This is a genomic window from Marinomonas aquiplantarum (assembly GCF_003314975.1).
Taxonomy (GTDB): Bacteria; Pseudomonadota; Gammaproteobacteria; order Pseudomonadales; family Marinomonadaceae; genus Marinomonas; species Marinomonas aquiplantarum.
On record NZ_QNRF01000015.1, the window covers coordinates 1 to 12,806 of the forward strand.

Genomic DNA, 12,806 nt, shown 5'->3' on the forward strand with positions numbered 1-12,806 from the left:
GGCCAAACAGTGCCATTGGTGGCATTCCACCTAAATGGCTTATGAAGGCAGCTTAGGCTCTACTTTTCACCCCTGTTAAAAATGGGGGGATTACACAACCCATCACGGTTACCAAAGCTTTTATCATATAAAGCGTAAAGGTTTACACCAACCTTATCCAAACAAGGTACATTCACATCTGCTCTTAGGCCAAAGAACGAATTATTTGTACCATCTTCACCACCGTCTAAACTAAATAAAGTCGACACATAAACCTCCTGAACACCCCCAAATGAAAGGTCTTTTCCCGTAATACCATCAAGCGAAAACCGAGGTGCAATCTTCAGAAACATTTTGTCTGAATCTGCTTTATCACTACTCTCAATAGAACCTAGGTTAAAAATATCTAAATAACCATATAGATCCACAATTCCTGAGCGACCACCAAATTCCATTTCCATGTAATCATGGCTTGACTCACCAGGCAATTCATCAAAAGCATACATTAGATTAAATTGTCTCCAAGAATAATCATTTTTATGAATATCATCAGAATAATCTGCAGCGAAGCTGACACTACTGAGTAGCAAGGCGGAAAGGCCAAAAAGTTTTTTGTTTATGTTTTTACCTTATTCAATAAAATGGAAGCTTTACATAAAATATAACCACACGGTCAGAAAATAATTTCTTAAATTTTTTTAAAAAATGTAAAGTAATTAAGGTATTAATTAATTTTGCACAAAAATAAAAACGAGAAGACTATCATTACACCAAAATCAAAAGACATAAAAAAACATAAAACTAAAAGACTAAGATAAAAAAACAAGAGATATGAAAATAATACATATAAAAATGCTATTTCTAAGGGCATAAAACATTAAGGCAACCTTTAAAAAATGATCGTTAATCTATAAAAAAGTAGAAGAAAATACAAAATAGCTCCCTAAAGGGAGGTCAATTTTTTCTTATTGGACAATAGAAAAACACCAGAAAAGAGCTAAAAGCAGCTTTATCACGATCAAAATATTGGTCTATTTTAAGAGAGGGTTTCAAAAAAATTCTTAAGAAAACAATAGAGCGTTTCATCCAAGGGCAGTCAGACGGTAATATTTATCTGCTACCAACAATGATACTAATAATTCTTTTTCATCATCCTTAAAATCTATAACATATTCATTAGCATTTTGAATTATTGTCTTTGCTTCTTCAGGATGAGCATTATAGTAAAGTATCTTTTCCTCTAGATCGGAAAAATCATCTTTCAACAACACATAGTGATAATCAGGCTTTAACATACCCTCCATAAACCATGTTTCATATCGAGGTTTCCTCATCATAACTAAAGAGTTTGAATTCATCGCCCACTTTAGATTGGTAGCTACATCTTTCCCTTCTATGCTAACAACATATTTGTACTTCAGCTGTTCGGATACAGTTAAGTAACCTTTGTACCCATCCCCCTTTTTACCTACATCATTATGTCCCACATCGGCTAAAGAGCTTTTATAATAAAGCTCAACGAAATCTTGTCGATGTTGGTGATGCACCATTCCTCGCCATACAGCCATGGGAATTTTATCTTCAAAAGAAACTTTATCGTCAACAAATTGATAATGACGAATAGCGTTCAACTTCAATAACACTGAGTTTTGATTGTTATCGATAATAGGACGACTTTTAACAAAGGATGGCACATCAGGGACATGCGTCACATCGCCAAATACATAATCAAATCGTTTATCTTTGGGGAAATGACTCACAACTCGTTTCGTATCAGCAAAATATACAAAGCTTTTTGTCTTTTTAAATTCACCAACAGAAACAGAGTTTTCTGAGGGACTAAAACTACTATCTAGCTTACAGCAATAATCTGCCCTCTCGCGCATCTGCTCGGTAACAACCGCAGAATTCAAAATATCATGGGCACTTTTAACAGGTTTCTTTAACAATAGAGTTTCACTAATATAATAGCGAATCTTAGCCCAACGATTTTTGTAATATTCCCAATTTTTTCTTTTCATTTTCAAGCATCGCCACCAAAGAGATCTCGGGTATAAACTTTTTCTTCAACGTCCATTACATCATCGGTTAAACGGTTTGCCACAATAACGTCAGATAAACGCTTAAACTCTGCCAAATCAGTAATGACACGAGAGTTAAAGAACTGTGGTTCGTCCAAAGCGGGTTCATAAACCACTACTTCCACACCTTTAGCCTTAATTCGCTTCATCACACCTTGTATGGCCGATGCTCGAAAATTATCAGACCCTGATTTCATCACCAAACGATAAATACCCACTACTTTAGGAGAGCGTTTAAGGATGGATTCCGCGATAAAGTCCTTACGTGTCACATTGGCATCTACTATGGCGCGAATCAGGTTATTGGGTACCTGATCATAATTGGCTAAAAGCTGTTTGGTGTCTTTCGGTAAGCAATAACCACCGTAACCAAAGGATGGGTTGTTATAATGTTTGCCAATTCTAGGGTCCAATCCCACCCCTTCAATAATTTGACGGCTATCTAATTGGTGAGATTCTGCATAACTGTCTAGTTCATTGAAGAAGGCAACTCGCATAGCCAGATATGTATTCGCGAATAATTTAATCGCCTCAGCCTCAGTAGAACCAGTCAGTAACACATCTACTTGTTCTTTTAATGCTCCCTGTACAAGCAAGTTAGCAAAAATACGTGCTCGCTCTGACTCTTCTCCAACAATGATGCGAGAAGGGTATAAGTTATCATGCAAGGCTTTACCTTCTCGCAAGAACTCAGGAGAAAAAATTAAATTGTTCGTGGCGAATTGCTCTTGTGCGGACTTTGTAAAGCCAACGGGAACAGTCGACTTAATCACCATCACTGCATTTGGGTTTAAACGACATACATCAGCAATAACGGACTCAACGTGGCGGGTATTAAAATAATTTGTTTCTGGATCATAATCTGTTGGTGTCGCAATAATGATGTAATCTGCTCCAACATAGGCCTCTTCTTTGTCCAGTGTAGCCTTAAAATTCAATTCATCTTGAGCAAGGCTGCGCTCTATATCATCATCTTCAATAGGAGATTGTTTGGCATTTAGCATGGCCACTTTTTCAGGCACAATATCGAGCGCAACCACTTGGTTATGCTTAGCCAACAACAAAGCATTAGAAATCCCTACATAGCCAGTTCCAGCCACCGCAATTTTCATCAAACTCTACCTTTCACCAAATTGTTACATTTTGAAATATATCCCTATTTTACAGTTTGAGAATGAATTAAAAATGCCTAATCTAACTTTTCTTTACTTTTAAATGAAAAATTATTGTGCCTTAGTCAAACGTAACATGCGTTTGGCCCACTGACTCCAAGAACCAACATACACAAGCTTTGCTTCAATGCCGGAATAATTTAATGCCAATACATTGTGACATGCCGTTACTCCGGAACCGCAATAGTACACGTAACTGTCTTCGTCCTCAGAAATCCAATCCTGCCATTCTACATGCAGCTGCTCCGCAGGTTTAAAATAACCAAGCTCATCAAGATTATCCATAAAGGGGCGGTTGATCGCGCCAGGAATGTGTCCTGCCACTGGGTCTATGGTCTCATTCTCACCCTGAAAACGATCCGCTGCTCTAGCATCCACTAATTGAAATTGATTCGCCTCAAAGTTCTCAACGACACTTTGCTCGTCTATGGCCCAAGGGAATGAAACGTCCATAACTTCATTACTTTTCGTGCCTGTAGATTGTTGAAATGAAACCTCTTTATCCTCTCTCAACCAAGCAGGATAACCGCCATCCAACACTCGCACTTTAAGGCCTTGTTGCACCATCATCCACCAAGCTCGAGCAGCGATGGCACCGCCCATATCATCGTATACAACCACATCACTTTGCTTATCAATCCCCCACAGTTGCAACTGCTTAGAAAAGCTCTGTTCCGGTGGCAAAGGATGGCGTCCAGACATCTCGCTTTCAGAGGCTGCTAACTGATGATGCACATCGACAAAAATCGCATTGGGAATATGACCGTCCTGATACAGCAAACTTCCTTTAGCCAAATCCGTTAAATAGAAACGGCAGTCTAATACAACTAAATTTGGCGAATCTAAAAGCGACTCTAATTCTTCTGTGGTTATCAAGGTTGTCGGTATCACGGGCTCTCCTCAGATGGATGCTACAGCACCATTCACTAACCTATTTTGCTTGGTCTAATTTTGATAATATAGCAGCTAATATTGTCATTAACGGTTTTATTATGTTACGCATTGATCTTCTGCTGACCGAACAAGGTCTAGCCAAGTCTCGCTCACAGGCACAAAGTTTTATCAGTGAGGGCAGAGTGTCTTATTTACTAAATGATCAATGGCATCCCATCACCAAAGCCAGTTTAAAACTCTCAACGGACACCAAGTTAAACATCACTCCAAGAGACACTGACAAATATGTCTCTCGAGGCGCCCTTAAACTTGAAGGAGCTTTGTCTCACACAAACTTAGACATCACAGACTTTCAAGTACTAGATATCGGTCAATCTACCGGAGGCTTTAGCGACTGCGCCATTCAACATGGCGCAAATAAGGTCGTGGGCATTGAGGTTGGTCATGGACAACTGGCTTCAAGCTTAATAAATCATCCGCAGATTGTCTGTTTAGAGGGCATAAACGCACGACATTTATCGACAGAAGACTTGCAAAACCACTTGCCAGAAACGGGTTTTGACCTTGCTGTAATGGACGTATCCTTCATTTCACAAACAAAAATCTTACCACAGCTCCCTGAGCTAATTAGAGAAGGAGGACACCTCATTACTCTAGTAAAACCTCAATTTGAAGTGGGCAAAGAATTTGTGGGCAAAGGAGGGATAGTGAAAGATGAAAAAAGAGTCTCGGAATTAACCAAAGACATCAAAGCCTTTGTCTCTGCTTTAGGATTCCAAGTGCAATGTTACATTGAAAGCCCAATCAAAGGTGGCGATGGTAATCGTGAGTTTTTACTATGGGCGGTCAAAAAACCATAATCAATACCGTTTAAATCATCTCATCAAAGCCTGTGGAAGCACCAGAAGGTAGTATTTCTTTCGCTTCCTTTTCCTCCAATTCAACGATGTAATTTCTTGCCATATAAAAACCTAGTGAGCCAAAAATCACTGAGCCAACGGCCTGCCCAAACAAAATCCCTTCCGCTCCCATAAACCAAGAAAAAACAATAATCAAAGGCCAGGTTCCTAGGGTTGCTCGAGCAAAGTTCAACAAAGTACTGTGAAGAGGACGACCAAGATTATTAAAGGTAGCAATGGCGATAAACAACAAACTCTGGAAGAAAAAACTGAACGACACAAAGGTCGCAAAAAAGCGAATGAGATCCGCACTGGCGGGAGACGCATTAAACACCACCACCAGCCAATCCTGCAGCGCATACAAAGCCCAACATAACAAAAGACAATATCCCAAGGCATAAATTACTGCACTTGAAATGGTTTGATGCATTCTATCAAAACGCCCCGCCCCATAGTTTTGCCCTAATATTGGCCCTACCGCACCAGACAGCGCAAACAAACCACCAAATATTACAGGTATTACTCGACCAATAATGGCCACCGCTGCGACCGCATCATCACCAAAAGACGCGGTATGCTCCATTACAATAGCGTTCGCCAGAGGCGAAGACATATTCGTGAGCATGGCTGGGACAGCAATCACAGCAATGCTTCGTGTATCTTTGAAAAAATCCATAAGATCAAACTCACCCAGCATTTTATGAACTCGAACCACGCCATAATAAGCCACTATCACCATAGAGCAACGCGCTAATAAAGACGCAATCGCCGCACCATCGACCCCGAGACCAAAAGCAAAAATAAAAATAGGGTCTAGAACGGCATTCACCAAGCCACCAACCATAGTCGCGTACATTGCACGCTTGGCATCGCCCAAGGCACGCATAATCCCGGAACCAATCATGCCAATCATCACAGCAGGCATCCCTAATATCAGAATCTGTAAATAACCAGTCGCCAGATCAAGTGCCCGACCTGTGGCACCAATAAAAAGCAAAATATGTGGGATTTTTGGCCATAAAAACCAAACAACGAGGGATGAAAATAGAATACCAAATGCCAGTACATTAACAGCTCTACGTTTTGCCAGTTCAAGGTTATGTTCACCAATGGCCCGTGAAACCAAAGCGGTCGCCGCGATGGATATGGCAATACTTAGCGAAACCGTAAAGAACATAATGGTGCTGGCATAACCCACTGCCGCGACAGCTTCTTTTTCCCCCAACATGGAGAGAAAAAGCATATCGACTAAATCCACCAAAAACATGCACATCAACCCCAACGCACTAGTAACCGACATAGTTACCACGTGTTTAAACGTTGAGCCTTGTGTGAGTTTTGCCGAATTAGGCATTCATTTCCCCTAGCAACCTAAATATAAAAAAACCGGGCAAGCCAAAGCTCACCCGGTTAGTTCATTTTCTCATGACTCGGCCATGAAGAGAATGCCTAGTTTGTGGACAAATTAGTGAATATCAATGAAGGTTACTCACATCACGATTGAAAACCACCTTTTCAACATCGGTAAAACGTTCAGCAAAATGCACTGTCATGCCATCCTTGACCGATTCAGGTAATTCGTCAAAGTCTCGTCGATTTGGTTCAGGTAAAATCACTTCGTTAATTTTACTACGCTTAGCCGCGATGATTTTTTCACGAATACCACCAACTGCTAGTACTTGCCCTGTTAAAGTCAACTCTCCCGTCATCGCTAAACCACGACGTACAGGCTCTCCTTTTGCCAATGACATTAAAGCGGTTGCCATAGTAATACCAGCGCTTGGCCCATCCTTTGGTGTTGCGCCCTCAGGCACATGCAGGTGCACCAAGCACTTATCAAAAAACTCAGGGGATCGCTGATAGCTCTTGGTATGAGAAAACACATATGAGTAAGCAATATCTGCTGACTCTTTCATCACGTCACCCAACTTGCCAGTCAACTTCAAACCGCGGGTAAGTTCATGCACTTTGGTCGCTTCAATGGGTAAAGTCGCTCCCCCCATAGAAGTCCAAGCTAAACCTGTCACAACACCAACCCCTTGAAGAGTCTTTTCGGGACGGAAATAAGGCATGCCCAATAAGCTTTCTACATCTTTAACACCCACATTAATGTGTTCTTTCTCACCCGTCATGAGTTCTACGACACATTTACGCAGTATTTTTTGCAGTAACTTATCCATACCTCGCACGCCAGCTTCACGTGCATAGTGTTCAATCAAATGACGCAATGCCGCATCCGTAATATTAAGCTGTTTTTTCAGCAGCTTATTTTTCTTCAGTAACTTAGGCCATAAATGCTGCTTTGCAATGGCGAGCTTTTCATCTGCTATGTAGCCCGACAGACGAATTACATCCATACGATCTAATAACGGCGAAGGAATGGTATCCAGCTGATTGGCCGTACAAATGAACAAGGCTTTAGACAAATCAATTCGCATATCCAAATAATGATCAAGAAACTCACTATTTTGCTCAGGGTCCAATGCTTCCAGTAGAGAAGACGCTGGATCACCTTGGAATGAGGAACCGATTTTATCTATCTCATCTAACATGATGACAGGGTTTTCGACTTGAACATCTTTTAACGCCTGCACAAACTTACCGGGTAAAGCACCAATATAGGTACGACGATGGCCTTTAATCTCGGCTTCATCACGCATCCCACCCAAACTAAAGCGATAGAATTTACGATTGAGAGATTCAGCAATAGATTTACCGATAGACGTTTTACCCACGCCAGGGGGGCCAACCAACAACAAGATTGATCCTCCCATTTCACCACGGTGGGCGCCTAGTGCTAAGAATTCAACAATACGATCTTTGATATCGCTCAAACCAGCGTGGTGAGACTCTAATACTTCACGAGCGGATTTAATGTCCAAGTTATCGTCAGAATGCACACCCCAAGGCAAAGAAGTCGCCCAATCTAAATAGTTACGCGTCACACCATATTCAGGGGATCCAGTTTCTAGAATACTCAGTTTATGCAGTTCTTCTTGAATTTTATCCGCTACTGACGAAGTTAAAGTTTTTCCTTGCAACCGCTCTTCAAACGTTTCCACATCAGAGGTACGATCATCTTTTGAAATCCCTAACTCTTTCTGGATCACCTTCAATTGTTCGCGTAAGAAAAAGTCCCGTTGATGCTTCCCAATTTTATCGTTTACTTCAGCGCTGATTTCATTTTGCAAACGAGCAATTTCCAGCTCCTTACGCAACAAAGTTAACGACAAATGCATCCGCGCCTGCACCGGTATTGTGGCCAACACATCGTATAACTCTTCCGGCTCTGCCGACGTGATAGAAGCGGCAAAATCCGCTAATAAACCAGATTCATTGAAAGAAAAACGCCCCAAATACTGACGCAAATCTTCACTGAATAATGGATTAAGTCGAATCAACTCTTTAATGGCATCTAGAATAGCAATGGAATAGGCTTTTGCTTCATCGTCACTGGCTTTGGCATCATTGATGTAACGCACTCTCGCCAAATAGGGCGTCGTGTCACTTAACCACTCGACCACCTCAAAACGCTTTACCCCTTGTGCGAGGAAAGTCAGCTTATCGTTTTGTTTTTCGGCCTTATGAATCCGAGCTGCACAACCGATTGAACGAAAAACTTCTACCGGAGGCGCACCTTTACCCACTTTTTCAGCGTACACCAAGCCAACCGCTGCTTGCGGATGCTCTGCAATGCGCTCAACCGTGTCTTCCCATTGTTCGGCGTCAACCATCACAGGCTGCACTTGCGCAGGGAAAAAAGGTCGACTGGAAATCGGCAAGATATACAGTGTTTCTGGCAACACATCGTCTGGCAAAGCCAACGCTTTGGGATCACTGATCACCACACTTTCATCGTCGGCCATGACATCATTATCTTCTTGGTTGTCTAAAAAATCGTCATTACTCATTCTTCAATCCAATTCTTTCTTGGGAGACTTGCCCCCACACATTCGCGGCTAATGTAGCCAATCTAATGTTTGTTTATGTAGTGACGATCTTTAAGAAAACAATCCCCAACCTAACCCAGACCACTACTAACCAGAAGGACAAGATTAATGATTCAGCTGAAATCCACTTAGTGGTATTATGAGCACATATTTTGCAAGGCAATGATTGCAACACCCAAGCCCGCCAACGAAAAGGAAAAACGCATGACTCGCGAACAACTTCTTGAAAAATACAACGACATTTTTGTCATCAGCCACCCTTTCGTGAAACACAAACTCACCAGTCTACGCGACAAAAACACGAGCACTCGTGAATTCAGAATGCTGGTAGAAGAGCTAGGAACACTGATTGGTTACGAAGCCACTCGTGACCTGGATACCATGGATATCGAAGTAGAAACACCGCTTGAAAAAGCCATGTGCCCTGTTCTTAAAGGCAAGAAACTGTGCATCGTGACCATTATGCGTGCCGGCAATGGTCTAGCCGAGGGCGTACTAAAACTGTCGCCTTCAGCCCGTGTTGGCCACGTCGGTTTATACCGTGATCCAGACACCAAACAACCAGTTGAGTACTACTTAAAGATGCCTCATTCTGTGAATGAACGCACCATTATTGTGGTAGATCCTATGTTGGCAACGGGCAACTCTGCCATCATGGCGATCGAGAAAATGAAAGAGATGGGGGCTTCTGACATTCGTTTCATCTGCTTGTTTGCCGCACCAGAAGGCATTCAAGCATTTAAAGAGGCGCACCCAGATGTAGCGATGTACATTGGCGCCATTGATCGTGGCTTGGATGACCATGCTTATATCCGTCCTGGGGTCGGTGACGCGGGCGATCGAATTTACGGTACTCGTTAAATTTTATGTAAGCTGCTGACAACAAGAAGATAAAACCCTTCAACCCTGTCAGCAGCTTTAGTAAAAAAACAACCTTTACCAAAACGATACCTAACTCCGTAACGCTAAAAAACCACCCGCGCTAATCATCACACCACCAGCTACGCGATTAAGAGATGACATAGCATTTGGAGACTTCATCATTCTACGAGCTTGAGAAGCACTCACAGCGATCAGCGTTAAGCCCATCATTAAAGCGGCAAAAGCCAGCATAGAAGCCCAAGCAATATCCCAACTAGTCAGCACTGTTAGATCCATAAAAGTCGGCAAAAAAGCCACATAAAACAAAATGACTTTTGGGTTTGAAGCAGAAATCATAAAACCCTGCACAAAGCTCGCCACTTCTTTCTTGGGTGTGCCTCCTAAATCTGACTCAGCACTATTAGAAACAGAAGCGGTCCACATCTTCCAGCCAAGATAAATTAAGTAAGCGGCCCCTAGATAACGAATGGCTAAAAACACACCTTCCATGGTTTGCGCAATAACGGCCAACCCATAACACGCCATGATTAAATAAAGAATATCACTGACCGCCATTCCAGCACTTAATGACACACTGGCCTTAGCACCTTGGGTCATACTGCGTGCAATGATGGCAAAAACACCCGGACCAGGTGTAATACTGAAAATAAAAATAGCAACAAAAAAGGTAAGACTGCTTTCGACTGTCATGACAATGCCTTCACACCACAACCCGCTAATACCATGCGCGTGATAAAGGCCTTTGCCTCTTCGTAATCACTCTCTTCTAAGGCATCTTTTTGCAACATAATTCGTACCTGTGCATCAAAATCTGCATAAGTCTGCGTCATGGCCCAAATACTGATAAATAAATGTTCGACTGGCACAGGGTCCATCAAGCCTTTATTAACCCAAGTTTCAATCGTGGCTTTTTCACGGCTCAATTCGGTGACAAACAAACGACGCAAATAATCCAGTACGAAAGACTCTTCTCCGATTAACGCCATAGCAAAGACTTTAGAGGCATTTTTATTATCACGAGACTGGTCAATTTTCTCACTAATGTATCGAGTTAAGTTTTGCTTTGGGCCTTCTTCAACATTAAATTCGCTGACAGAATGAAGCCACATTTCCAAAATACGCTCTAATACAGCTTCCAATAAATCTTTTTTCGATCGGTAATAATAATGCACATTGGCTTTAGGTAAGCCAGCTTCGTCCGCAATCATTTGAGTCGTGGTCTTTGCCAAACCTTGACGAGCAAATACGCGCTCCGATGTTTCTAATATAAGGGTTTGATTCTGCGCTCTAATGTGCGCTTTCAGCTGATCTTTAGGTCGTTTTGCGTCGCTCAAAGTCTAGCCTCGCTGCTGTCTAATAAATAATGGGGGGGAACTCTGATGATCCGATTCAGAGAGAGCATAAGAATAACACTCTTTGACGCCGTCACGAAGCTGACCGAACACAAAATATGCGCGTTGATCCATTCAACAACACCCTAAAGAAATAAAAAGAGATTAACAGAAAGACTAAAGGAAAGCGGAGATACACTTGAATTTCGGGCATAAAAAAAGGGAGCCGAAGCTCCCCATTTCCCCTCGTAACAGAGACTTAAATAACTATAGGCATTCATTATTTAAGCTAACTGTTACACCACGTTGGCGCTGTGATTAAGGCTCATGAAAACAGCATGCGCCTTAATGTTCTTGAATTCTGAGATTAATTATAGACAGCTGATGTAACAGTGCAATAGTTTGAACTAAAAAAATTGAACAAACGGTCAATTTTTTTAGTTTTCGGTTTAATTTTTTGCTGGAAGCGACTTAGAGACTCGGTTTCGACCTTTCTTTTTCGACTGATACAGTGCCTCATCAGCTCGTTTGAGAACATTTGTTGGCACCTCACCAGCCGATGCGAACGCCACACCAATGCTCGCTGTCACATTCACTTCGACGTCTTTTTTCTTTTTAGGATCAAAGACCTCAACTTGAGCCTCTTCAATACTTTCACGTACCGACTCCAACACAGCTTCAACGTCTTTGACCTGAGCTCGTCGAAACACCACGGTAAACTCTTCTCCACCATAGCGAAAAGCTCGTCCCGGAGCAGAAAACAACTTTAATTGTTGGGCGACGCTTTTAAGCACCTTGTCTCCCATATCATGACCATAGGTATCATTAAATTTCTTAAAATGATCCACGTCGACCATGGCAATAGCATAATGCTTAGACAACCCCACTAATTGCTCATTCAAGGCACGACGTCCAGGTAAGCGTGTCATGTCGTCTAAATACGCCATGCGATAACTTTCCATTAATAGGAACCATATCCACAATAAACATTGTGCCGACAACAACGTATCGTACTGCACACCAGAAACACTAAAACGAGAAATGATGATCAAACTAAGAATGCTAATTAAACCACTGGCATGAAAAGCATCATTACTTAGCCACCACGCAATGGCCATCAGCATGATGCTGACGACTAGGCCAAACCAAAGTAATAAATCAGACCAAGTAAGCGATAACTGGAAAACGCTTTGATCAAGAAAGGCAAAAGACACCCAATGGCGCTCAACGGCGTAGCACCAACAGACCAGCATAGCGACAAACAATAAGCGATTAACCGCAAAGCGATTAAAAAAGCCCCTTTCCTTAACAAAGGCCAATAACGCCACACAGAAACAAGACACCACCAAATACGCGGTAATGGAAGCGGTTTGATTTGACCCTCCATACAATTTGGGGATCAACAACAGCAGCACCAGAATAAAAACGCGACCTTTATTAAAGTGCCAGGCTAGCAAAATAGCCACACCTGCTAGAATCAAAGGCATCAATGGCAAAATACTCACCCAAACGGGCGGCAGTAAACCAACATATAAGCTGCCATAAACACTTAAGAGCAGGATACAACATGGTGCGAATAAGGAACCAAAACGCTCAGACATAGGACAAACAAACCCAT

11 protein-coding genes are annotated in these 12,806 nt (G+C 42.0%); 2 read left to right on the forward strand and 9 right to left on the reverse strand.

Annotated features, from left to right (window positions below; all coding sequences use genetic code 11):
- Positions 1–59: 59 nt before the first annotated feature.
- From DFP76_RS17055 to DFP76_RS17070, 4 genes are all read right to left on the reverse strand, one after another.
- A complete protein-coding gene (locus DFP76_RS17055; RefSeq protein ID WP_245931967.1) occupies positions 60–569 on the reverse strand; it encodes an outer membrane protein OmpK in 510 nt (169 codons plus the stop codon).
- A 492-nt stretch (positions 570–1,061) separates the two neighbouring features.
- On the reverse strand, positions 1,062–2,000 hold the full coding sequence (locus DFP76_RS17060; RefSeq protein ID WP_113875765.1) for a glycosyl transferase family 90: 939 nt from the start codon (positions 1,998–2,000) through the stop codon (positions 1,062–1,064).
- 2 nt (positions 2,001–2,002) lie between these two features.
- Entirely contained in the window at positions 2,003–3,172 is a 1,170-nt protein-coding gene (locus tag DFP76_RS17065) for a nucleotide sugar dehydrogenase (protein WP_113875766.1), read from the reverse strand.
- Between the two features lie 111 nt (positions 3,173–3,283).
- Positions 3,284–4,123: a sulfurtransferase gene (locus DFP76_RS17070; protein WP_113875767.1), complete on the reverse strand. Its 840-nt coding sequence runs from the start codon at positions 4,121–4,123 to the stop codon at positions 3,284–3,286.
- 101 nt (positions 4,124–4,224) lie between these two features.
- Between DFP76_RS17070 and DFP76_RS17075 the strand changes: the two genes are divergently transcribed.
- Entirely contained in the window at positions 4,225–4,986 is a 762-nt protein-coding gene (locus DFP76_RS17075) for a TlyA family RNA methyltransferase (protein WP_113875812.1), read from the forward strand.
- A gap of 10 nt (positions 4,987–4,996) precedes the next feature.
- Here the strand turns inward: DFP76_RS17075 and DFP76_RS17080 are convergent, their stop codons facing one another.
- Together DFP76_RS17080 and lon are read right to left on the reverse strand one after the other, a co-directional pair.
- Complete coding sequence (locus tag DFP76_RS17080) at positions 4,997–6,379, reverse strand: MATE family efflux transporter (RefSeq protein ID WP_113875768.1); 1,383 nt, start codon at positions 6,377–6,379, stop codon at positions 4,997–4,999.
- Positions 6,380–6,500: 121 nt separating this feature from the next.
- Complete coding sequence (gene lon / locus DFP76_RS17085; RefSeq protein ID WP_113875769.1) at positions 6,501–8,936, reverse strand: endopeptidase La; 2,436 nt, start codon at positions 8,934–8,936, stop codon at positions 6,501–6,503.
- 243 nt (positions 8,937–9,179) lie between these two features.
- Here lon and upp point away from each other — a divergent pair, with 243 nt between their 5' ends.
- Positions 9,180–9,836, forward strand: coding sequence for a uracil phosphoribosyltransferase (gene upp / locus DFP76_RS17090; RefSeq protein ID WP_113875770.1), 657 nt, complete (start codon positions 9,180–9,182; stop codon positions 9,834–9,836).
- Between the two features lie 90 nt (positions 9,837–9,926).
- Here the strand turns inward: upp and DFP76_RS17095 are convergent, their stop codons facing one another.
- From DFP76_RS17095 to DFP76_RS17105, 3 genes are all read right to left on the reverse strand, one after another.
- Positions 9,927–10,547: a LysE family translocator gene (locus tag DFP76_RS17095; protein WP_113875771.1), complete on the reverse strand. Its 621-nt coding sequence runs from the start codon at positions 10,545–10,547 to the stop codon at positions 9,927–9,929.
- Positions 10,544–11,191, reverse strand: coding sequence for a TetR/AcrR family transcriptional regulator (locus tag DFP76_RS17100; protein WP_113875772.1), 648 nt, complete (start codon positions 11,189–11,191; stop codon positions 10,544–10,546). The genes DFP76_RS17095 and DFP76_RS17100 overlap by 4 nt, the downstream gene beginning before the upstream one ends.
- Positions 11,192–11,637: 446 nt before the next feature.
- The gene (locus DFP76_RS17105) at positions 11,638–12,789 is read right to left on the reverse strand and encodes a GGDEF domain-containing protein (protein WP_113875773.1); all 1,152 of its coding nucleotides are present in this window, start codon (positions 12,787–12,789) and stop codon (positions 11,638–11,640) included.
- Positions 12,790–12,806 lie beyond the last annotated feature (17 nt).